At 61.7% G+C, this 20,554-nt stretch carries 22 protein-coding genes; 4 read left to right on the forward strand and 18 right to left on the reverse strand.

Annotation, left to right across the window (positions count from 1 at the left end):
- Positions 1-16: 16 nt before the first annotated feature.
- Positions 17-931 carry a TIGR01777 family oxidoreductase gene (locus ACJ8IM_RS03770; protein WP_033653753.1) on the forward strand — a complete coding sequence of 305 codons (915 nt, stop codon included), beginning with the start codon at positions 17-19 and terminating at the stop codon, positions 929-931.
- A 7-nt stretch (positions 932-938) separates the two neighbouring features.
- Here the strand turns inward: ACJ8IM_RS03770 and hisP are convergent, their stop codons facing one another.
- The 15 genes from hisP to ACJ8IM_RS03845 all read right to left on the reverse strand — a co-directional run bounded on the left by hisP (position 939) and on the right by ACJ8IM_RS03845 (position 15,236).
- Positions 939-1,712 carry a histidine ABC transporter ATP-binding protein HisP gene (hisP, locus tag ACJ8IM_RS03775; protein ID WP_004936098.1) on the reverse strand — a complete coding sequence of 258 codons (774 nt, stop codon included), beginning with the start codon at positions 1,710-1,712 and terminating at the stop codon, positions 939-941.
- 21 nt (positions 1,713-1,733) lie between these two features.
- Positions 1,734-2,438 carry an ABC transporter permease gene (locus ACJ8IM_RS03780; RefSeq protein WP_033653752.1) on the reverse strand — a complete coding sequence of 235 codons (705 nt, stop codon included), beginning with the start codon at positions 2,436-2,438 and terminating at the stop codon, positions 1,734-1,736.
- The gene (locus ACJ8IM_RS03785) at positions 2,435-3,121 is read right to left on the reverse strand and encodes a histidine ABC transporter permease HisQ (protein ID WP_033635345.1); all 687 of its coding nucleotides are present in this window, start codon (positions 3,119-3,121) and stop codon (positions 2,435-2,437) included. The genes ACJ8IM_RS03780 and ACJ8IM_RS03785 overlap by 4 nt, the downstream gene beginning before the upstream one ends.
- Positions 3,122-3,203: 82 nt before the next feature.
- The gene (hisJ, locus tag ACJ8IM_RS03790) at positions 3,204-3,986 is read right to left on the reverse strand and encodes a histidine ABC transporter substrate-binding protein HisJ (RefSeq protein WP_033635346.1); all 783 of its coding nucleotides are present in this window, start codon (positions 3,984-3,986) and stop codon (positions 3,204-3,206) included.
- Positions 3,987-4,290: 304 nt separating this feature from the next.
- A complete protein-coding gene (locus tag ACJ8IM_RS03795; RefSeq protein ID WP_033635347.1) occupies positions 4,291-4,863 on the reverse strand; it encodes a UbiX family flavin prenyltransferase in 573 nt (190 codons plus the stop codon).
- 131 nt (positions 4,864-4,994) lie between these two features.
- Positions 4,995-6,512 (reverse strand): amidophosphoribosyltransferase, encoded by a 1,518-nt coding sequence (gene purF / locus ACJ8IM_RS03800; RefSeq protein WP_033653751.1) that lies wholly within the window; start codon positions 6,510-6,512, stop codon positions 4,995-4,997.
- Between the two features lie 21 nt (positions 6,513-6,533).
- Positions 6,534-7,034, reverse strand: coding sequence for a colicin V production protein (cvpA, locus tag ACJ8IM_RS03805; RefSeq protein ID WP_004936119.1), 501 nt, complete (start codon positions 7,032-7,034; stop codon positions 6,534-6,536).
- 234 nt (positions 7,035-7,268) lie between these two features.
- Positions 7,269-8,006 carry a cell division protein DedD gene (gene dedD, locus ACJ8IM_RS03810; RefSeq protein WP_033648058.1) on the reverse strand — a complete coding sequence of 246 codons (738 nt, stop codon included), beginning with the start codon at positions 8,004-8,006 and terminating at the stop codon, positions 7,269-7,271.
- A complete protein-coding gene (folC, locus tag ACJ8IM_RS03815; protein ID WP_033653750.1) occupies positions 8,007-9,272 on the reverse strand; it encodes a bifunctional tetrahydrofolate synthase/dihydrofolate synthase in 1,266 nt (421 codons plus the stop codon). It lies immediately after the preceding gene.
- 191 nt (positions 9,273-9,463) lie between these two features.
- Positions 9,464-10,372, reverse strand: coding sequence for an acetyl-CoA carboxylase, carboxyltransferase subunit beta (gene accD, locus ACJ8IM_RS03820; protein WP_025303691.1), 909 nt, complete (start codon positions 10,370-10,372; stop codon positions 9,464-9,466).
- Between the two features lie 232 nt (positions 10,373-10,604).
- The gene (locus ACJ8IM_RS03825) at positions 10,605-11,267 is read right to left on the reverse strand and encodes a DedA family protein (RefSeq protein ID WP_019453745.1); all 663 of its coding nucleotides are present in this window, start codon (positions 11,265-11,267) and stop codon (positions 10,605-10,607) included.
- 78 nt (positions 11,268-11,345) lie between these two features.
- Positions 11,346-12,167, reverse strand: a complete 822-nt coding sequence (truA, locus tag ACJ8IM_RS03830; RefSeq protein WP_033635351.1) for a tRNA pseudouridine(38-40) synthase TruA — start codon at positions 12,165-12,167, stop codon at positions 11,346-11,348.
- Positions 12,167-13,177, reverse strand: coding sequence for an aspartate-semialdehyde dehydrogenase (locus tag ACJ8IM_RS03835; RefSeq protein WP_033653749.1), 1,011 nt, complete (start codon positions 13,175-13,177; stop codon positions 12,167-12,169). The genes truA and ACJ8IM_RS03835 overlap by 1 nt, the downstream gene beginning before the upstream one ends.
- A 110-nt stretch (positions 13,178-13,287) precedes the next feature.
- Positions 13,288-14,409 carry a 4-phosphoerythronate dehydrogenase PdxB gene (gene pdxB / locus ACJ8IM_RS03840; RefSeq protein ID WP_033653748.1) on the reverse strand — a complete coding sequence of 374 codons (1,122 nt, stop codon included), beginning with the start codon at positions 14,407-14,409 and terminating at the stop codon, positions 13,288-13,290.
- Positions 14,410-14,462: 53 nt separating this feature from the next.
- Positions 14,463-15,236, reverse strand: a complete 774-nt coding sequence (locus ACJ8IM_RS03845) for an AraC family transcriptional regulator (protein WP_033635354.1) — start codon at positions 15,234-15,236, stop codon at positions 14,463-14,465.
- A gap of 117 nt (positions 15,237-15,353) precedes the next feature.
- On the opposite strand from ACJ8IM_RS03845, the gene ACJ8IM_RS03850 reads away from it, so the two are divergent.
- Entirely contained in the window at positions 15,354-16,274 is a 921-nt protein-coding gene (locus tag ACJ8IM_RS03850; RefSeq protein ID WP_033648062.1) for a DMT family transporter, read from the forward strand.
- On the opposite strand, the gene ACJ8IM_RS03855 is transcribed toward ACJ8IM_RS03850, so the two are convergent.
- The 3 genes from ACJ8IM_RS03855 to ACJ8IM_RS03865 form a co-directional block, all read right to left on the reverse strand.
- On the reverse strand, positions 16,271-17,689 hold the full coding sequence (locus ACJ8IM_RS03855) for a sensor histidine kinase (protein ID WP_033635356.1): 1,419 nt from the start codon (positions 17,687-17,689) through the stop codon (positions 16,271-16,273). The genes ACJ8IM_RS03850 and ACJ8IM_RS03855 overlap by 4 nt on opposite strands.
- Positions 17,676-18,350 carry a transcriptional regulator TctD gene (gene tctD / locus ACJ8IM_RS03860; RefSeq protein ID WP_033648064.1) on the reverse strand — a complete coding sequence of 225 codons (675 nt, stop codon included), beginning with the start codon at positions 18,348-18,350 and terminating at the stop codon, positions 17,676-17,678. The genes ACJ8IM_RS03855 and tctD overlap by 14 nt, the downstream gene beginning before the upstream one ends.
- Positions 18,351-18,517: 167 nt before the next feature.
- Positions 18,518-18,763, reverse strand: a complete 246-nt coding sequence (locus ACJ8IM_RS03865; protein ID WP_223307145.1) for a hypothetical protein — start codon at positions 18,761-18,763, stop codon at positions 18,518-18,520.
- Between the two features lie 360 nt (positions 18,764-19,123).
- Here ACJ8IM_RS03865 and ACJ8IM_RS03870 point away from each other — a divergent pair, with 360 nt between their 5' ends.
- Both ACJ8IM_RS03870 and ACJ8IM_RS03875 read left to right on the forward strand, forming a co-directional pair.
- A complete protein-coding gene (locus ACJ8IM_RS03870) occupies positions 19,124-20,104 on the forward strand; it encodes a Bug family tripartite tricarboxylate transporter substrate binding protein (protein WP_033635359.1) in 981 nt (326 codons plus the stop codon).
- 15 nt (positions 20,105-20,119) lie between these two features.
- Positions 20,120-20,551: a tripartite tricarboxylate transporter TctB family protein gene (locus ACJ8IM_RS03875; RefSeq protein ID WP_033635360.1), complete on the forward strand. Its 432-nt coding sequence runs from the start codon at positions 20,120-20,122 to the stop codon at positions 20,549-20,551.
- Positions 20,552-20,554 lie beyond the last annotated feature (3 nt).

Below are 20,554 nucleotides of genomic sequence, written 5' to 3' on the forward strand. Positions count from 1 at the left end.
CTCAGGGAGGTCGACCATGCGGATCCTGATCACCGGCGCAACGGGATTGATCGGCAGCAGCCTGACGGCCAGGCTGCTGCCGCTTTCTCACCATATTACGGTACTGACGCGAGACGAACGGCGGGCCCGGGCCCGGCTCGGCGACCAGCCGAGCTATTGGCGCACGCTGGACGACCGGCAGTCGCTGGATGACTTCGATGCGGTGATCAATCTGGCGGGCGAACCTATCGCCGACAAGCGCTGGAGCGCACAGCAGAAGCAGCGGCTGTGTCATAGCCGCTGGGATCTGACCGAACGCTTGGCGCAGTTGATCAAGGCCGGCAGCACGCCGCCCGGCGTGCTGATTTCCGGTTCCGCCGTTGGCTACTACGGCGATCAGGGGCAGGCGGTGGTCACCGAAGAGGAGCCGCCGCACGACGAATTCACCCACCAGCTGTGCCAACGCTGGGAAGCGCTGGCGCTGCAGGCGCAGAGCGACGCCACCCGCGTCTGCCTGCTGCGCACCGGCGTGGTGCTGGCGCCGCAGGGCGGCGCGCTGGCCAAAATGCTGCCGCCGTTCCGCTTCGGGCTGGGCGGCCCGATCGGCGACGGCCGCCAATACCTGCCGTGGATCCATCTCGACGACATGGTCAACGGCATTATTTATCTGCTGGATCACGCCACGCTCACCGGCCCGTTCAACATGGTCGCCCCCTACCCGGTGCATAACGAGCAGTTCGCCGCCCAATTGGCCAACGTGCTCGATCGCCCGGCGTTTCTGCGGGTGCCGGCGTTCGTCATGCGTTTGTTGATGGGGGAAGCGGCGGTGCTGGTGCTCGGCGGCCAGCGGGCGGTGCCGAAGCGGCTGGAGGAGGCCGGCTTCCACTTCCGCTATCTGGAGCTGGAGCAGGCGCTGGATGACGTGATTAATCAGCGGGCCGAAGCCCGCTGATCTGAAGTTACTTCAACGCGCCGGACAGGAACTGCTGCAGGCGCGGGCTTTTGGGGTTGCCGAACAGCTCGGCCGGCGGCCCCTGTTCTTCAATCAACCCTTTGTGCAGGAAGATCACGTGGTTGGAAACGTGGCGCGCAAACTCCATTTCGTGCGTCACCACCACCATGGTTTTCCCCTCCTCCGCCAGCTTCTGCATGATGCGCAGCACCTCGCCCACCAGCTCGGGATCCAACGCTGACGTCGGTTCGTCAAACAGCAGCACTTCCGGCTCCATCGCCAACGCGCGGGCGATAGAAACGCGCTGCTGCTGGCCGCCCGACAGGTGCACCGGGTATTTGCCGCGCGCCCGCTCATCGATGCCCACCTTATCCAGATAACGCACCGCGCGCTCGTGCGCGTCGGCCTTGCTCAGCCCCAGCACCTGCACCGGCGCCTCCATCACGTTCTCCAGCACCGTCATGTGGCTCCACAGGTTGAAATGCTGGAACACCATGGTCAGGCGAGTGCGCAGCAGCTGCAGTTGCTTCTTGTCGAACACCTTCAGCTGGCCGTCTTTGTCGCGCACCATGCGGATGTCTTCGTTGTTCAGGCTGATCGAGCCCTCGCTCGGCTTCTCGAGGAAGTTGATGCAGCGCAGAAAGGTGCTTTTGCCGGAGCCGGAGGAGCCGATGATGCTGATCACATCCCCGGCGTTGGCCGCCAGCGAGACGCCCTTCAGCACTTCGTGGTCGCCATAGCGTTTGTGCAGTTCCGTGACGGCTAATTTATTCTCAGACATGGTTTTTCTTCCCGTCATTTATCAGTGACTAACGTGTGCCATCCAGCGTTTTTCAGCCTTGCGGAACAGGCTGATTAACACGTAGGAGATGATCAGGTACAGCACCGCCGCGATGCCGAAAGCGTAAAACGGCTGATAGGTCGCGGCGTTGATGTCGCGCGCAATCTTCAGCAGATCCGGCACGGTGGCGGTAAACGCCAGCGCGGTGGAGTGCAGCATCAGGATCACTTCGTTGCTGTAGGCCGGCAGCGCGGTGCGCAGCGCCGAAGGCAAAATGATGCAGCGATACATCTTGAAGCGCGAGAAACCGTAGGCGTTGGCGGCCTCGATCTCACCGTGCGGCACCGAGCGGATCGCCCCGGCGAAGATCTCGGTGGTATAGGCGCAGGTGTTGAGCGTCAGCGCCAGGATGGTGCAGTTGAGCCCGCTGCGGAAAAACGCATTGAGAAACTCGCTGCCGCGCACGACCTCGAGGCTGTACATGCCGGAGTAGAACACCAGCAGCTGCACGTACAGCGGCGTGCCGCGAAACACGTAGGTATAGAGCCACACCGGGAAACGCACCCAGCGGATGGAAGAGACACGCGCCACCGCCATCGGGATCGCCAGCAGCCCGCCCATCACCACCGAAGCGATCAGCAGCCACAGCGTTACCGCCACGCCGGTGAAACGGTAGCCGTCGCTCCACAGCAGCGACTGCCAATACTGTTGCAAAATCTCGATCATAGCTCGGCCCTCTTGACGCCCAGTGAGTAACGCCGTTCAAGCCACAGCAGCACGCCGTTGGAAACGGTCGTGAAGATCAGGTACACCACGCCGGCCACGATGGCGAAGAAGAACGGCTGATAGGTGCCTTTCCCCGCCAGCTGCGTGGCTTTCACCACGTCGTTCAGGCCGAGGATCGACACCAGCGCCGTCGCCTTCAGGATCACCTGCCAGTTGTTGCCGATGCCCGGCAAGGCGAAACGCATCATCGCCGGGAACAGAATGCGCCGGAAGATCTGCGCGCCGCTGAAGCCGTAGGCCGTCGCCGCTTCGATCTGCCCTTTCGGCACCGCCAGATAAGCGCCGCGGAAGGTCTCGGTAAAATAAGCACCGTAGATAAAACCGAGGGTAATGATGCCGGCGCCGAGCGGATCGATATCGATCTGCGAGAAGCCCAGCAGCGTAGTGATATTGTTCAGCGCGATTTGCAGACCGTAAAAGATCAGCAGCATCAGCACCAGATCGGGCACGCCGCGGATCAGCGTGGTGTAAGCGCCGAACAGGCCGGAAATAAGGGGGTTGTGGGAGAGTTTGCCGCCGGCGCCGATCAACCCGATCACCACCGCCAACAATACGGAACTGAGGGCCAACTCCAGCGTCACCAGAGCCCCCTCGAAAATCAGTTGGGAATAGCCTTGCAGCATCTACTTCACCCTGTGGTCTAGGATCCGAACCATCGGGGCCGGCACACCGGCCCCGCAGTCACAGCATGGAACGGTTAGCGGATTACCCGCCGTAGACGTCAAAGTCGAAGTACTTTTTCGCGTATTTATCGTAGGTGCCGTCTTTGCGCATTTCGGCGAAGGCTTTGTCCAGCGCGGCTTTCAGCTCGGTATCGGCTTTGCGCAGCCCCATGCCGGTGCCGACGCCGAAGAATTTGTCATCCTTCACCGATTCGCCGGCGAACGCGTAGTCTTTGCCCGGCGGCTGTTTCAGGAAGCCGTCGCTGCCCGCCACTTCATCCTGGAAGGCGGCGTCGATGCGCCCGGACGCCAGATCGGCGTAGACCAGATCCTGGTTCTGGTAAGGCACCACCGTGACGCCCTTCGGCTGCCACATGGCGTTGGCGTAGGCTTCCTGGGTGGTGCCCTGCAGCACGCCCACGCTCTTGCCTTTCAGGGCGTCCACGGTAGGCAACAGCTTGGAGCCCTTCGGCGCGATCAGACGCGCGTTGGCGGCATACAGCTTGTCGGTAAAGGCGATTTCCTGCTGGCGTTTTTCAGTGATGGACAGCGAAGAGATGATGGCGTCGATTTTCTTCGCCTTGAGGGATGGGATCAGCGCGTCAAAGTCGCTCTCCACGAAGGTGCATTGGGTATTTATGCGTTTGCACAGCTCTTTGGCCAAATCGATATCGAAGCCGACCAGCTCGCCTTTGGCGTTTTTGGATTCAAACGGCGCATAAGTCGGATCGGTGCCGATCTTCAATGTCGATGGGATAGCGGCGAATGCGCTGTTTGCGGCCGCCAAAGCCAAGACTAAAGGAAGAACCTTAACCAGCTTTTTCATAAATTACCCTCAAATTGATTTTTTTGATGCCACTACGGGCATTACTTTTCCCCACCAAATCAATTTGCAGTAATCGTGCCACATTAGGTGCTACGGGCGGAGGGAACGGCTCCGGCCTTCACAATACTGTTTCCTGGGACGATAACCGCAAAATTAAATCGGCCGCTCGGGGCCGCGCCACTGGCAGCCGCGACAAGGCGGCACCATGAAACAGTGAACGTGATGAAGTAGGATCATTATGGTGCATGCGCCGCCCTAATTCAGTGCGGTGTTGCACAAATGTGCCAATTTGGGGATGAAAATGTTAACTAACGCCCTGCCAACGGGTGAACAGATCGGCAGGCAGTTCGATATCAAACTGATCGATCACCCGATTGACGGTCTGATCGATGATGTCTTCCACGCTTTTCGGCTGGTGATAAAACGCCGGCACCGGCGGCATGATCACCGCCCCCATCTCCGCCGCCTGGGTCATCAACCGCAGGTGACCCAAATGCAGCGGCGTTTCCCGCACGCACAGCACCAAACGGCGGCGCTCTTTGAGCACCACGTCGGCGGCGCGAGTCAGCAGCCCGTCGCTGTAGCTGTTGACGATGCCGGACAGCGTTTTGACTGAGCATGGCAGTATCGCCATGCCCAGGGTTTTGAAGGAGCCGGAGGAGATGCCGGCGGCGATGTCGCGCGCATCGTGCACCACGTCGGCCAGCGCCTGCACTTCCCGCAGGCTGTACGGCGTTTCCAGCGCCAGCGTCTGTCTTGCCGCGTTGCTCATCACCAGATGGGTTTCCACCTCTGCGACGTCGCGCAGAACCTGTAACAGGCGCACGCCGTAGATGGCGCCGCTGGCGCCGGAAATGCCGATGATGAGTCGTTTCATGGAAAATGGCCTCTGCCGTAAAAAGTAAGATCAGGCAGACTTTGCCGCAATGGCGAGGGATAAGCAAGTCAGAGGAGCAAGGCGCACCGCCGCAGACGCGGCGATGCCCCCTGATGGATCAACGCAGGCGGTTAGCCTTCGTTATGCAGTTCCAGGTTTTCCGCTTCGGTTTGCACCCGCAGCGCCTTGGCGTCGTCGTTGCGCAGCGACTCCAGGTATTCCAGATAGCTTTGATCGACGTCTTTGGTCACGTAGATGCCGTTGAACACCGAGCATTCGAACTGGGTGATGTCCGGGTTCTCTTCGCGCACCGCTTCGATCAGATCGTCGAGGTCCTGGAAGATCAGCCCGTCGGCGCCGATGATTTGGCGAATTTCATCCACTTCGCGCCCGTGGGCGATCAGTTCGTTGGCGCTCGGCATGTCGATGCCGTAAACGTTCGGGAAACGCACTTCCGGCGCGGCGGAAGCCAGGTACACCCGCTTGGCGCCCGCTTCGCGCGCCATCTCGACGATCTGTTCCGACGTGGTGCCGCGCACGATGGAGTCATCCACCAGCAGCACGTTCTTGTCGCGGAACTCGGCGCGATTGGCGTTCAGCTTGCGGCGCACCGACTGACGACGCGCCTGCTGGCCCGGCATGATGAAGGTGCGGCCGACGTAGCGGTTCTTCACAAAGCCCTGGCGGTAGGGCTTCTCGAGAATGCGTGCGATCTCCAGCGCGATGTCGCAGGAGGTTTCCGGAATCGGGATCACCACGTCGATATCCAGATCTTCCCACTCGCGGGCAATCTTCTCGCCCAGCTTCTGGCCCATGCGCACGCGGGCGCTGTAGACCGAGATCTTGTCCATAAAGGAGTCCGGGCGCGCGAAATAAACGTATTCGAACAGGCACGGGTTGGTTTTCGGGTTCTCTGCGCACTGGCGGGTGAACAGCTGGCCCTTGGTGGTGATATACACCGCTTCGCCCGGCGCCACGTCGCGCAGGAACTCAAAGCCCAGGGTATCCAGCGCCACGCTTTCGGAAGCCACCATGTACTCGCTGCGGCCATCCTCCAGCGTGCGCTTGCCGATCACCAGCGGGCGAATGCCGTTCGGATCGCGGAACGCCAGCAGACCGTGGCCGATGATCATCGCCACGCAGGCGTAAGCGCCGCGCAGTTGCTGATGCATGGCGGCGACCGCGGTAAAGATGTTGTCGGCCTCCAGCGGGTAGTGCGGGAAACGGTCCAGCTCGCTGGCCAGCACGTTCAGCAGGATTTCCGAGTCGGAGGTGGTGTTGACATGGCGGCGGCCGCTTTCGAACAGCTTTTGGCGCAGCTCATGGGCGTTGGTCAGGTTACCGTTGTGGGCCAGCGTAATGCCGAACGGCGAGTTGACGTAGAAAGGCTGGGCCTCAGAGGCGCTCGAGCTGCCGGCCGTCGGGTAACGCACATGGCCAATACCCATGTTGCCCTGCAAGCGTTGCATATGGCGCGCCTCAAACACATCCTTCACCAGGCCGTTGGCTTTACGCAAACGGAACCCGTTGTGGGCGTCAATGGTGACGATGCCTGCGGCATCCTGGCCACGGTGCTGAAGCACCGTCAGCGCATCATAAATCGACTGGTTTACCGGCATGAAACCGGCGATACCGACAATACCGCACATGTTGTCTTTTCCTCATCAGCGCTACCGCCCCGGCAATTGGGTCGGCAAGAAACTCGACGTGCTCTGCAGGTAGTCAAAGAACCACCTGATGACGTAACTGAACTGGGGAATGAGCTGCGACTGTTTCCAGTCGGCACTCTGTGAAAAGCCGGTAAAGGTATCCAGGAAGAACAGGATCGCCGCGACGATCAATACTCCGCGCAGCGCGCCGAAGCAGATGCCCAGCACCCGGTCGGTGCCCGACAACCCGGTTTTCTCTACCAGTGAGCTAATCACATAGTTAACAATAGCCCCTACGATCAAGGTCGCGATGAACAAAATCGCGATCGCGATGCCGTTTCGCACCAGTTCATCTTCAAAACGAGTGAAATAGACCGCAAGGTAAGAGTAGAAATGGCTGGCAACAAAAAACGCACATCCCCATGTCACAAGTGACAATGCTTCGCGAACAAACCCTCGGATCAGGCTCACCAGAGCCGAAAATCCAATTACCGCTATAATGACGTAATCAATCCAGACCATGAACTATTCCAATGATGAATCGCCCCTGCATCCAATTCGCGGCGAATTCTAACAGAAAAAGAAAACGTTTGCGTAGGGGATTTCCTACCACGTTACAAATAAAAAGCGGCGATCAAAAAATTCTCAATCGCCGCGCCTACATAGGTGATTTCGCCTGTAAAAGGCGCGGTTTTTCTCGCTTTCTCTCCACCACTCCTTCATTCAGGGGCGCATCGTGCTGCGCCCCTGCGGGGTTTAACGGCCGTACGGCTTCACCTGCCCGCTCAGCCCGCTGATCGAGTTCAGCGACGGCAGCGCCGCCTGCAGCTTCTGCCTGGAGGCGTCCGGGCCGACGTAGATGCGGGTGATCTGCCCCTGCACCGGCGTTGATGGCACGGTGAAGGCGCGATAGCCCGAGAGGCGCAGCGAGGCGACAATCTCGTTCGCCTTGGCGGCGTTCTTCAGCGCCCCGAGCTGCACGACATAGGCTTGCCCGGCCGGCGCTTTTTCTTCCGCCGGTTTCGGCTGCGGCGCCGGCTCAGGTTTCGGCGTCGGCTCCGGCTTCGGCACCGGCTTCACTTCCACCGGCTTCGGTTGCGGTGCCGGTTTCGGTTTCACTTCCACCGGTTTGGTTTCCACCGGTTTCGGCTTGGGCTGCGGTACCGGCTGAGGACGCGTCTCGACCGGCGGCGGCGCCACCTGCGTCGGCTGCTGAGCGCTCTGCCGCACCGCCTGTTGCGCCGCCGCTTCATTGGCCGCCTGCTGCTCGACCAGCGCGCCCGCCCCTTCCGGCGGCTGCGCCGGCAGCGGTTGCGTCACCGGCGGCAGCACGTCGTTCTCTTCGACATCGCCCGGTTTCGGCACCAACGGAATGGCAGCAAATTCATCCTCGTAATGCTTCTTTTTGCCGTCCAGCAGCCCTGGCAGGATGATCACCCCCAGCGCCACCAGAATCACGGTTCCGACCAGTCGGTTCTGAAATTTACTCGCCACTCACACTCCCCGCATCTCGTCTAACGCCGCCATCACCTGCGCCACGGTGTGGAACGATCCACAGACGATCACAATATCCTGTTTATCAGCATCCTGCATAGCCTGCCGCCAGGCAGTTTCGACATCATTAAAGCGGCGCGGTTCCTTCAGATGTTGCGCTAGCTGTTCGACGCTGGCGCCGCGCGGCCCGTCGAGCGGCGCGCAGTACCATTCATCCACCTGCTCGCTCAGGCAGGCCAGCGTGCCGGCGATATCCTTGTCCGACAGCATGCCCACCACCGCGCGCACCTTGCCGCCTTCGCGCGGCAGTTTGGCCAGACGCCCGGCCAGATAGCCGGCGGCGTGCGGGTTGTGCGCCACGTCGAGGATCAGCGTCGGCTCCCGCCGCACGATCTGGAAACGCCCCGGCAGCGTCGCCTGCTGCAGCCCGGTGAAGATCGCGCGTTCGTCGATTTCCAGCGGGGAGCAGTTCAGCGCCGCCAGCGCGGTAGCGGCGTTGGCCAGCGGCACGTTCGGCGTCGGCAGATCGGTCAGCAGCGTGTCGCCGCCCTGCCACTGCCAGCGATCGCCCTGCTCGCTGAAGCTCCAGGCTTCGCCGCGGCGATACAGCGGCGCGCCCAGCGTTTCGGCAACCTGACGAATGCTCTCCGGCATGTCGGGTTCGCCCACCACCGCCGGCTTGCCGCTGCGGAAAATGCCGGCCTTCTCGCGGCCGATGCTTTCGCGATCGTTGCCCAGCCAGTCGGTGTGATCGAGCGCGATGCTGGTAATCACCGCCACGCTCGGATCGACGATGTTGGTGGCGTCGAGACGCCCGCCCAGGCCCACTTCCAGGATCACCACGTCGAGCCGCGCCTGTTTGAACAGCTGCAGCGCCGACAGGGTGCCGAATTCGAAATAGGTCAGCGACGTTTCGCCGCGGCCGGCCTCAATGGCGGCGAACGAGCGGCTGTGCTCCGCTTCGCTCAGCTCTTCCCCCTGAATGCGCACGCGTTCGGTATAGCGCACCAGATGCGGCGAACTGTAGACGCCGACGCGCAGGCCGGCGGCCAGCAGAATGGCTTCGAGGGTGCGACAGGTGGTGCCTTTGCCGTTGGTGCCGGCAACGGTGAACACCGTGGGGGCGGGGGTCAGTAAATCCAGATGCGCCGCGACGCGCTGTACGCGCTCAAGGCCGAGTTCGATCGCCTGGCTGTGCAGACGTTCCAGATAATAAAGCCACGAGCTCAATGGCGACGTGGCTTGGGGAATTTGGTGGTTTTGCATGAGTCCCATCACTGAACTTGGGTTCATTAATCCATCAGGGCACCACCCTCACCGCGGTAAAGGCGATGCGCTTCGTGACTGCCGCCAGCTTGCAAACCGCAGCGAGATAGGCCACGGCCGGCAGGGAACGGGCATCAGCCGTCACTTAGCCACAAAGTGGCGGCTGAACCCGGGCGGGATCTGTCTTTGCCTCAGGCGTCGGCCTGCGGCTCCGGCTCAATGACCGGCGCGGCCTCATCGAAATGCGGCTGCGGCTGGTTGGTCAGCTTGGACAGAATGCTCGCCAACGTTTGGCGCATTTCCGGACGGCGAACGATCATGTCGATCGCGCCTTTTTCGATCAGGAACTCGCTGCGCTGGAAGCCCGGTGGCAGTTTCTCGCGCACGGTCTGCTCGATGACGCGCGGGCCGGCAAAGCCGATCAGCGCTTTCGGCTCGGCGATGTTGATGTCGCCCAGCATCGCCAGGCTGGCGGAAACGCCGCCCATAGTCGGGTCGGTCAGCACGGAGATGTACGGCAAGCCGCGCTCCTGCATCTTGGCCAACGCCGCGCTGGTTTTCGCCATCTGCATCAGCGACATCAGCGCTTCCTGCATGCGCGCGCCGCCGCTGGCGGAGAAGCACACCAGCGGACAGTTGTCCTCCAGCGCCTGCTCAACCGCACGCACGAAACGCGCGCCGACCACGGAAGACATCGAGCCGCCGATGAAGGCAAATTCGAAGGACGCAGCGACGATCGGCATGCCGTACAGCGTGCCCTTCATCACCACCAGCGCGTCTTTCTCGCCGGTCGCTTTCTGTGCGGCGACCAGACGATCTTTATAGCGCTTGGAATCCTTGAATTTCAGAACGTCCTTCGGCTCCAGATCGCTGCCCAGCTCCACTTCGCTGCCTTCGTCCAGCAGGGTATGCAGGCGCGCGCGCGCGCCCATGCGCATGTGGTGGTCGCACTTCGGACACACTTCCAGATTACGCTCCAGCTCGGCGCGGTAGAGGACCTGGCCGCAGCTGTCGCATTTGGTCCAGACCCCTTCAGGAATGCTCGCCTTACGGGTTTGTGTGATATTGCTCTTGTTAAGAATTCGTTCAATCCAGCTCATCGATGACCTTTCTGTTTGAACCTGGCACACGCCAGTCCGCTGTTCATGCTTTAACAATCCCCCTGAAAACACCCCAATGAAAAAATGCCCGTTCGCGGCGCGGCAAGCGCGGCGACTGAGGCATCGGCTTCAGGGTTGTTCGCAGGAACAGACCATAATGTCGCTCATTAAACCATATCGGCCCGACGCTGTGGACAAAAAACTGGTCGAACCGACAGGTTAAGCGATGTTTTTACTGTTTTTGCTGGCGGGCGGCCGCGCGCTTGTGGCGCCAAATTTCAATCACGCCCGGCAGAATCGAAACGATGATGATCCCGACGATCAACAGTTTCAGGTTCTCCTGCACCACCGGCAGATCGCCGAACAGGTAGCCAGCATAAGTGAAGAGCAGCACCCAAACCAGTGCGCCAATCACGTTGTAGGCGGCGAAGTGGCGATAGGACATATGCCCCATACCGGCGACGAACGGCGCAAAAGTACGCACGATCGGCACAAATCGCGCCAGAATAATCGTTTTTCCGCCGTGCTTCTCATAGAACTGGTGCGTCTTGTCCAGGTAGCTGCGGCGGAAAATTTTCGAGTTCGGGTTGCTGAACAGCTTCTCGCCGAACAACCGCCCGATAGTGTAGTTCACCGCATCGCCGAGGATCGCCGCCACCACCATCAACGCCACCATGGTGTGCACGTTCAGATCGTTGGTCGGCAACGCCGCCAGCGCGCCGGCGACAAACAGCAAAGAATCCCCCGGCAGGAACGGCGTCACCACCAGACCGGTTTCGCAAAACAGGATCAGGAACAGAATAGCGTAGACCCACATGCCGTATTGTGCGACCAGTTCGGCCAGGTGCACATCAATATGCAGAATGAAATCAATAATAAACTTGATGATGTCCATAAATTCTCTCATTGATACCGGGTGTTTCAATCACCCGGCAGAAGCACAAGGGAGCGACGCGTTCAGGCGTGCCGGCGTTTAATCGTCGGGCAAAAACAGCGGCCCCATCGGCGGCCGCGGTAGACCAAAGTGGTCGGGATAATCCACGGCAACCAGATACAGCCCCTCGGCTCGCGCCGTCGCCGCCGCCAGATTGCGATCCTTCAACGCCAACAATTCGGCCATCCAGTTCTCATCCTGATTGCCGCAGCCGATCTCCATCAGGCTGCCGACGATGTTGCGAACCATGTGATGCACAAAGGCATTCGCTTTGATATCTACCACAATATATTCGCCGTAGCGCGTAACCTTAACGTGTTTTACGCAGCGCCACGGGGTGCGCGACTGGCACTGCACCGCGCGAAACGAAGTGAAGTCGTTCTCGCCCAGCAGCGCCTGCGCCGCCCGATGCATGCGATCGGCATCCAGCGGGTGATAAAAGTGCGTTACCCCCTGTTGCAGCACCGCCGGCCGGTAGCGATGGTTGAAAATAATATAGCGGTAGCGGCGCGCGGTGGCGCTGAAGCGCGCATGGAAATCGTCGGCGACGGGGCTCACCCAACGCACCGCGATGTCCGGCGGCAGATGGGTGTTCACCCCCATCGTCCAGGCGGCGTCCTTGCGGCGCGCGGTGGTTTCGAAATGCACCACCTGCCCGGTGGCGTGCACTCCGGCGTCGGTGCGCCCGGCGCACAGCACGCTAATCGGCGCATCCGCCACCTTGCTCAACGCCTGCTCCAGGCGTTGCTGCACGCTGGCCACTTCTTGCTGCCGCTGCCAGCCGTAGTACCGGCTGCCGTCATATTCGATGCCCAGCGCGATCTTCAGCGTCGGCTGAGCGGGCGAGACCACCTCAGACATCAGTACATCTGCTCCTGCACCAGACGCTCGGCGGTTTCGACAGCCATCAACGCGCCGCCGAAGCGCACGTTGTCCGCCACCGTCCAGAACTGCAGCAGCTCGGGGATGCCGTAATCGTTACGCAGACAACCGATGCTGAGCGCATCGCTGCCGGAGGCGTCGGTGACCTGAGTCGGGTAATCGTCCTCTTCGCTCAGCTGAATGTCCTCGACCTCTTCCAGCTCGCTGCGCGCCTCTTCGGCGGACAGCGGGCGCAGCGCTTCCAGGTGCACCACCTGCGCGTGGCCGTAAAACACCGGCGACTGAACGCAGCTCACCGAAATCGGCAGCCCTTCATCCTGCAACACCTTGCGCACCTGATCGACGATCAGGCGTTCTTCGCGCACGCTGCCCTGCTCGTCGGCAATCAGCGGCAACAGGTTGAACGCCAGCTGCTTACCGAAAACGCCTTCCTCGGCCGGGATGCCGTTCAGCAGGCGTGCGCTCTGGCCGGCCAAGTCGTCCACCGCCGCCTTGCCGCGCGACGATACCGACATCAGCGTGGTGACGTGCAGGCGCGACAGCCCCGCCTGTTCGGTCAGCGGTTTGATCGCCGTCAGCAGCTGGCTGACCATGCTGTCGGCCACCGCTACGATATTGCGGTTGCGGTAATCCGCCAGCACCTGCGGGTTAACGCCCGGCACCACCAGCGGCACATCCGGCTCCATGGCGAACAGGCCGCTGGTGTCGATCACCAGGCAGCCCATGTTGCCTGCTTCTTCGGCATAGCGCGCGGAAGCTTCGCTGCCGGCGACGAAGAAGGCCAGCTGCGCCTGCGACCAGTCGAACTCTTCGACGTTTTGCACCAAAAGAGACTTGCCGTTAAAGCGCACATTGGCGCCCGCGCTGCGTTCGCTTGCCAGAGGATAGAGCTCACCCACCGGGAACTGGCGTTCCTGCAACAATTCCAGCAACGCTTCACCTACCGCGCCAGTGGCGCCGAGCAGCGCGATATTCCAGCCGTCAGACATCGGGTTTTCTCCAGAGTATTTCATTCATAAATGCAGACGGGCAGTGCAGCCACCGCCCGATAATCTTTGCCGCTCACTGTAGCGGCGTTGGCTTAAGACAACCTTATGCGCTACGCCACGCTGAAGCCCAGCTTGCCGAGCAGCTCGGCGCTGGCGCTGTCATCGCATTGCACGGCCAGCGAAGACCACTCGCGGCGTTCCTGGTAGTGCTTGCGCAGGCGATCGAATTCGCCCGGTTGCCCGGCGACTTTGCGCAGCGGCGCATCATCGCGGCGCACATCATACACCAAGTGCATCAATCGTTTTAACCGCGCTTCATCCAGCGGCCCGTTGAGGCGGATCTGGCTGAACTCCGGTACCGGCAGCAGCGAGGCCAACGCCACCTGCTGCGGCTGCCCCAGATGGCGGCTGAACGCTTCGAACACCTGAGTGGTGCCGCGCGCCTTGCCTTCCAGCGTATACCCGGCGATGTGCGCAGTGCCGATATCCACCCGCGCCAGCAGCGGCAAGGAGAGATCCGGCTCCGGTTCCCACACGTCCAGCACCGTGCTCAGCTTTTTGCCTTTTTCCAGCGCCTGCAGCAGCGCGGCGTTGTCCACCGCCGGCCCGCGGCAGGCGTTGATCAGAATGCGGTTGTCAGGCAGCGCCGCCAACAGCTCGGCGTCCGCCAGATGCAGCGAATGGTATGGACCGGATTTATTCAGCGGCGTATGGAAGGTCAGCACGTCGGCCTCAGCCACCAGCTTCTCCAATGGCCAGAATTCCCCGGCGTCGCCGCGATCGGCGCGCGGCGGATCGCACAGCAGCGTGCGCACGCCCAGCGCCTTGAGGCGCGCGTCCAGGCGCGAACCGACGTTGCCCACGCCGACGATGCCGACGGTTTTATCCCGCAGGTGGAAGCCGTCGCGCTCGGCCAGCAACATCAAGGCTGAGAACACATACTCAACCACCGCGATGGCGTTGCAGCCCGGCGCGGCGGAAAAGCCGATGCCCTGCCGTTGCAGCCAGGCGTCATCGACGTGATCGGTGCCGGCGGTGGCGGTGCCGACAAAGCCGATGCGGCTGCCGGCCAACAAGGCTTCATTGACCTTGGTGACCGAACGTACCATCAGCGCATCGGCATCCGCCAGCGCCTCGCGCGGGATCGGGCGGCCCGGCACCGCCTGCACGTCGCCCAGGCGGCTGAACAGCTCGGCCGCGTACGGCATATTTTCATCAACCAGAATTTTCACTGCGTTCTCCGACGGTTTACGGCTATTTGTCTGCGAAATAGTGTGCCACTGAATCATGCACGGCGAAAGCGCTCAGGGGTGGTGCCGGCGATCTGCTGGAACATGACGATAAAGGCCGACGCGGAGCTGTAGCCGACGTCCAGCGCCACGTCCTGCACCGTCTTGCCCTGCTCGAGCAGCGACACGGCGTGCAGGAAACGCAGACGCTGGCGCCATTCGCTGAACGACATGCCCAGATCCTGCTGGCAGCGGCGCGACAGCGTACGCTCGGTGGTGTAGACCCGAGCCGCCCACGCCGCCAGCGAGGTGTTGTCCGCCGGGCAATGTTCCAACGCTTCCAGCACCGGCGCCAAAAACTTGTCGTCCGACGACGGCAGATAGGTTTGCTGGCGCGGCGACAGACGCAGCTGGTCGATCAGCACCTGGCACAGTCGCAAATCCTCCTCCGCCTGCGGAATGTACTGTTTGCGCGCATAGAAATCCTCGGCGATGGCGCGGAAGATTGGCGTCACGCTCACCAGGCAGGGATCGGCGGGCATGCCGGCGCACAGTGCCGGCGTGATGTCCACCATGCGGCACTGCGCCAGCCGTTGGTTGTAACAGGAGTGTTCGATGCCGGCCGGCGCCCACAGCACGAACTCCGGCGGCGCCAGAAAGCGCTGCCCGCCGATGCGCAGCACCATCACCCCGGCTTTAACCCACATCAACTGGCCCCAGGTGTGGCTGTGCGGCTGGAATTCGGTGCGCGCATTGAACTCCTCGCAGCGGAACTGCACCGGGTTGGGTGCCGGGATCAGCGACTCGGGGAAATGGCGGATTTCTGGCATGGTTTCGTCCCGTGATTTGTCTTGTTTACGCCAATTTTTGTCTGGATATCGCTATATATGATAAACCGGACACGCGTAGACTAGCCAGCATGTCGGACGTTATTGAGAATAATTATCATGAATATGCTCTTCCCGCTGTTGGCCGTGCTGATTTGGTCGATTAACGCCGTCGTCAGCAAACTCTCCGCCACCGCCATCGATCCGGCGGCCATTTCGCTCTACCGTTGGCTGCTGGCGCTGATTGCCCTGACGCCGTTCGTGCTGCCGGGCGTGCTGCGCAACTGGGCGCAGGTGCGCGCCAACTGGTGGAAACTGATGATCCTCGGCCTGCTGGGCATGGTGCTGTATCAAAGCCTGGCCTATTACGCGGCGCACAGCGTCAGCGCGCTGTTTATGGGCATCATCGTGTCGCTGATCCCGCTGCTGACCATCCTGATCAGCATCGTGCTGCTGCGCATTGCGCCGACCGTCGGCGTACTGCTCGGCAGCATACTCTCCTTCGGTGGTTTGATCTGGCTGGTCAGCGGCGGCCAGCCCGGCGTGCTGCTGCAGCACGGTATCGGCAAGGGGGAATTGATGATGCTGCTCGCCACCGCCTCTTACGCGCTGTATGGCGTGTTGACCAAACGCTGGGCCATCGCGCTGCCGAACTGGCAATCGCTGTACGTGCAGATCCTGTTCGGCGTGCTGCTGCTGCTACCTAATTTCCTGATGGCGCAGGATGTCGGCTTGAACGGCCATAACCTGCCGCTGGTGCTGTTCGCCGGCATTCCGGCTTCGATCATCGCCCCGTTCCTGTGGATCCAGGGCGTGATGCGCCTGGGCGCCAACACCGCCTCGATCTTCATGAACCTGGCGCCGGTGTTTACCGCCGCTATCGCCGTGCTGTTCCTGCATGAGCAGCTGCACGGCTACCACCTGATCGGCGGCGGCATCACCCTGCTGGGCGTTATCCTGTCGCAGCGGCTGCGCACGCCGCTGACGCGTAAAGCCAAAGCCCCGGCGGCCAACGTCGAGTCCTGCAAAGAACAGGCTTAAGGCAGCAACCTGAAGCGCACCCGCACCAACAGGCCGCCCAGCGCGGCGGAGCTCAGCAGCTCCGGGCGGGTGCCGTGATAGGCGGTGATGTCCTTCACCAGCGCCAACCCCAGGCCGGCGCCCGGCTGATCGCCCACGTTGTCCAGCCGGTGAAACGGCTGCAGCGCCAGCGCCTTATCCTGCAAGGCGATGCCGGGGCCGCTGTCTTCAATCTCCAGCACGCCTTCCCCCGCCGCCTTATCCTGAGTGAGGCGGGCGGTCACTATCCCCTGACGCGGCGTGTATTTCAGCGCATTGTCCAGCAGATTGGCGCACAGTTCGGCCAACAGCAGCGGCTCCCCCGCCACCTGACACGCCGCCTCGCCTTCGAAACCCAGATCGATCTGTTTGCTGCGCGCCTGCGGCAAGCGGGAAAAGCAGGCGTCGCGCAGCACCTGCGCCAGATTGACCGGCTGCAGCTGGCGCTCGGCCTGGTGCTCGCTGGCCTTCAGGCGTGAGAGGTGCAGCAGGCGATCGGTCAGCGCCACGGTATTATCCAGCGTCGCGCTCATCGCCTGCAGGCTTTCACGCCACTGCTGCGGCCGATCGCTGGCCAGCGCCACCCCGACCTGAGTCTTCAACACCGCCAGCGGCGTGCGCAGCTGGTGGGAGGCGTCGGCGCTGAAACGTTCCTGACGCGCCACCATCAGCCGCAGCCGTTCGATGTAACGATTGAACGCCACCAGCAGCGGCTGCATCTCCGACCACGGCAACACCCGCGGCAAGGGCGTCAGCTCGCCCGGATCGCGCCGCAGCATGATGCCGGAGAGTTTACGCATCGGTTTCAACACCCGCTTGAGCAGCGCGAACGCCAGGATCAGGGTCAACACCACCACCGTACCCTGGCTCAACAGCGCCGCGATCATCATCTGCCGCGCCAGGTAACGGCGCGACTCCAGGGTTTCCGCCACCAAAATGGTCGCCATGCCGCTCACCCCCGACTCGTTGACCGGTTGAAACAGCGCCGCCACGCGGATCGGCCGGCCGAGGTATTCCGCATCGTAAAAATGCACCAGCGCCGGGTAGAGCGTGGAGCGCGGGATATGGGGCGGCAAAGGCGGCAAATCGTCATAGCCCGAAATGCTTTTCCCCTGCGGCGAAATCACCTCGTAATACAGCTGATCGTTCATGTTGCGCTCGAAGCTGTCGAGCACCACATAGGGCACATCGACCGCCAGCTTGCCTTCGCGCACCACCAGCCGCTCCGCCACGGTGCGCGCCGACGCCAGCAGCGTGCGATCGTAAGCCAGTGTGGCGGCGCTCATGGCGCTGAAATAGTGGGTGTAGATAGAGATGCCGCCCAACGCCAGCAGCGGCAGGCCAAAAAACAGCAGCAGTTGATAGAACAGCGAACGCGGCGCGTTAAACCACCGCATTGCACAGCTCCAGGCTGTAGCCCAGGCCGCGCAGCGTGACGATCGCCACGTCGCTGCCCTGCAGCTTTTTCCGCAGGCGGTGTACGTAAAGCTCGATGCTCTCCGGGTTGGCTTCGTCGGACAGCGTGAACACCTGTTCGAACAGCTGTTGCTTGGCCACCGGACGGCCGCGCCGGTGCATCAGCGCGGTCAGCACCGCCAGTTCGCGCGGCGTCAGCGCCAGCGGTTTGCCCTCCAGCAGAAAATAGCCTTCGTCGTGATAGGTCAACGCGCCGTACTGCAACGCCGGCTGCGGGGCGCCGACGCTGCGGCGCAGCAGCGCCCGGATGCGCGCTTCCAGCTCGTCCAGTTCGAACGGCTTAGTGAGGTAATCGTCCGCCCCCAGATTCAGGCCTTTCACCCGGTCGGCCACGTCGGTGCGTGCCGTCAGCAGCAGCACCGGCAGATCCTGCCCGCGCTTGCGCAGGCGCGCCAGCAAATCCAGGCCGTTCATACGCGGCAGCGCCACATCCAGCACCGCGAGCGCATAGCGTTCGTTGAGCAGCAGGTGATCCGCCGCCACGCCGTCCGGGGCGACGTCAACGGCAAAGCCGGCGCCGGTCAGCGCCTTTTGCAACCAGTGAGACAGCTCGGGGTGATCTTCAACCAATAACAGTCGCATGTTCCCATTCCATTGATTTACCTGAACAACCTGGCGCCGACACGGCACCTGTTAACAGGCCGATAACAGAGAATGGCATGGAAAATAAGGGGATAAAAGAGCGCCGCGCCGCCAGTTTTGGGAGCTGGCACACAATTATGCGTATGGGGCGCGATCGCAGGCCGGTGTCAGATCAGCGGAATGGGGCTATCGGCAACGGCGATGTCCAGCACCGGGCGCAGTTTGTCGGCGGTAAACGGTGAAGAAACCAGCACGGAGCGGTTGTTGACGGCAAACACCAGATCGATGCCGGTCACGCAGGCGGTCATCTGGCAAGCATATTTTTCACCGTCGGCGTTGACAAAATGCAGCTCAAAAACGCCAACGTCGGCACGCAGTCGCTTTAAACGGCACTGCCCGGTTTTTCCCGTCATTTCAGCGTAAACCTCAGGCAACCGTTTAATCGCACCTACTTTGGCGCTGTCCCTGCCACCAAACAATTTCCCTAACGAAAACATATCACTGCGTCTCTATTCATTTCACCGATCGTGATTTTATCGCGAAAGCAGAACGGCAAACCTGATATTACGCAGGATTTTGCCCGGTTTTGCGCCCTGTTCTTGCCCGCTTTTCTATGGTAGCGCATCCGTTATTCGCCGGCGACAAGAGACCCTAATCACAGACTGGAAACTTTTCCGGCCACTGAAAGGTAAATGAAAGGTTGTTGTTTTAACAATCCTGCAACCGCACCCGGCGGGATTTCACAATCAGAACAATACCGAGGGCAAGTCACAATGAAAAAAATAATGACCCGTACCTTTACCGCCGCCGCCCTGCTGCTGGCAGCCAATCAGGCCTTTGCCGTGGAAGCGCCCAAACGCACCGAATGCATCGCGCCGGCCAAGCCCGGCGGCGGCTTCGATCTGACCTGCAAGCTGATTCAGGTGTCGCTGCAGGACACCAAGGCCATCGATAAACCGATGCGCGTCACCTATATGCCCGGCGGCGTCGGCGCGGTGGCCTACAACGCCATCGTCGCGCAGCGCCCGGCGGAGTTCGGCACCGTGGTGGCCTTCTCCGGCGGTTCGCTGCTCAATCTGGCCCAGGGCAAGTTCGGCCGCTACAACGTGGACGACGTGAAATGGCTGGCGGCGGTCGGTACCGACTACGGCATGATCGCGGTGCGCGCCGACTCGCCTTACAAAACCCTGAAAGACCTGATGGACGCCTTCCAAAAAGATCCCAACAGCGTGGTGTTCGGCGCCGGCGCCTCCATCGGCAGCCAGGACTGGATGAAAACCGCGCTGCTGGCGCGCGAAGTCGGCGTGGATCCGCGCAAGATGCGCTACGTGGCGTTCGAAGGCGGCGGCGAGCCGGTCACCGCGCTGCTCGGCAACCATATCCAGGCGGTCTCCGGTGACCTGAGCGAGATGGTGCCTTACCTGCAGGGCGACAAGATCCGCGTCCTGGCGGTGTATGCCGAGCAACGTTTGCCGGGCCAACTGGCCGACATTCCGACCGCCAAAGAACAGGGATACAGCCTGGTGTGGCCGATTATTCGCGGCTTCTACGTCGGGCCGAAAGTCAGCGATGAAGAGTATCAGTGGTGGATCGACACCTTCCAGAAAATGATGGCGACCGACGAATTCAAGCAGCAGCGCGATCTGCGCGGCCTGTTCGAATTCAACATGACCGGCAAAGAGCTGGACGCCTACGTGAAGAATCAGGTTGCCCAATACCGTGAGCAGGCGAAAGTGTTCGGCCTGGCCAAATAACCGCAGGGGAAAACCATGAGCGATCGTATTTTTGCCGGCTTTTGGCTGCTGCTGTGTATCGGCGGGCTGTTCATCGGCTGGGGCATCCAAAGCGAATACAGCTATGAACCGCTGGGGCCGCGCCCGTTCCCGCTGGCGATCCTCAGCCTGATGGCGCTGTGCTCGGCCCTGCTGTTGCTGCGCCGCCCGCAGGCGGTGGAGTGGCCGCACAACAAGGTGCTGCAGCGGCTGCTGGTGCTGGTGATCACCCTGGTGCTGTATGCCTGGGGCTTTGAATGGCTGGGCTTCCCGCTGGCGACCGCGCTGCTGACGTTCAGCATCGGCCTGCTGTTTCAGGCCAGCCTGCCGGCGGCGGCGATCTCCGGCGTCGTCATGGGCGCAGTGCTGTATTACGCCTTTGACCGCCTTCTTGATGTCACACTGCCGCTCGGCGCCTGGCTGAGCTAACGG

Origin of the sequence: Serratia sp. CY33525 (assembly GCF_052169115.1) — a bacterium.
Taxonomy (GTDB): Bacteria; Pseudomonadota; Gammaproteobacteria; order Enterobacterales; family Enterobacteriaceae; genus Serratia; species Serratia sarumanii.

Bases quoted from the DNA above. Each gene is read 5' to 3' on its own strand.
- ACJ8IM_RS03770 (WP_033653753.1), top strand. From the start codon at position 17: ATGCGGATCCTGATCACCGGCGCAACGGGATTGATCGGCAGCAGCCTG.
- hisP (WP_004936098.1), bottom strand. From the start codon at position 1,712: ATGTCTGAGAATAAATTAGCCGTCACGGAACTGCACAAACGCTATGGC.
- ACJ8IM_RS03780 (WP_033653752.1), bottom strand. From the start codon at position 2,438: ATGATCGAGATTTTGCAACAGTATTGGCAGTCGCTGCTGTGGAGCGAC.
- ACJ8IM_RS03785 (WP_033635345.1), bottom strand. From the start codon at position 3,121: ATGCTGCAAGGCTATTCCCAACTGATTTTCGAGGGGGCTCTGGTGACG.
- hisJ (WP_033635346.1), bottom strand. From the start codon at position 3,986: ATGAAAAAGCTGGTTAAGGTTCTTCCTTTAGTCTTGGCTTTGGCGGCC.
- ACJ8IM_RS03795 (WP_033635347.1), bottom strand. From the start codon at position 4,863: ATGAAACGACTCATCATCGGCATTTCCGGCGCCAGCGGCGCCATCTAC.
- purF (WP_033653751.1), bottom strand. From the start codon at position 6,512: ATGTGCGGTATTGTCGGTATCGCCGGTTTCATGCCGGTAAACCAGTCG.
- cvpA (WP_004936119.1), bottom strand. From the start codon at position 7,034: ATGGTCTGGATTGATTACGTCATTATAGCGGTAATTGGATTTTCGGCT.
- folC (WP_033653750.1), bottom strand. From the start codon at position 9,272: ATGCAAAACCACCAAATTCCCCAAGCCACGTCGCCATTGAGCTCGTGG.
- accD (WP_025303691.1), bottom strand. From the start codon at position 10,372: ATGAGCTGGATTGAACGAATTCTTAACAAGAGCAATATCACACAAACC.
- ACJ8IM_RS03825 (WP_019453745.1), bottom strand. From the start codon at position 11,267: ATGGACATCATCAAGTTTATTATTGATTTCATTCTGCATATTGATGTG.
- truA (WP_033635351.1), bottom strand. From the start codon at position 12,167: ATGTCTGAGGTGGTCTCGCCCGCTCAGCCGACGCTGAAGATCGCGCTG.
- ACJ8IM_RS03835 (WP_033653749.1), bottom strand. From the start codon at position 13,177: ATGTCTGACGGCTGGAATATCGCGCTGCTCGGCGCCACTGGCGCGGTA.
- ACJ8IM_RS03845 (WP_033635354.1), bottom strand. From the start codon at position 15,236: ATGCCAGAAATCCGCCATTTCCCCGAGTCGCTGATCCCGGCACCCAAC.
- ACJ8IM_RS03850 (WP_033648062.1), top strand. From the start codon at position 15,354: ATGAATATGCTCTTCCCGCTGTTGGCCGTGCTGATTTGGTCGATTAAC.
- ACJ8IM_RS03855 (WP_033635356.1), bottom strand. From the start codon at position 17,689: ATGCGGTGGTTTAACGCGCCGCGTTCGCTGTTCTATCAACTGCTGCTG.
- tctD (WP_033648064.1), bottom strand. From the start codon at position 18,350: ATGCGACTGTTATTGGTTGAAGATCACCCCGAGCTGTCTCACTGGTTG.
- ACJ8IM_RS03865 (WP_223307145.1), bottom strand. From the start codon at position 18,763: ATGACGGGAAAAACCGGGCAGTGCCGTTTAAAGCGACTGCGTGCCGAC.
- ACJ8IM_RS03870 (WP_033635359.1), top strand. From the start codon at position 19,124: ATGAAAAAAATAATGACCCGTACCTTTACCGCCGCCGCCCTGCTGCTG.
- ACJ8IM_RS03875 (WP_033635360.1), top strand. From the start codon at position 20,120: ATGAGCGATCGTATTTTTGCCGGCTTTTGGCTGCTGCTGTGTATCGGC.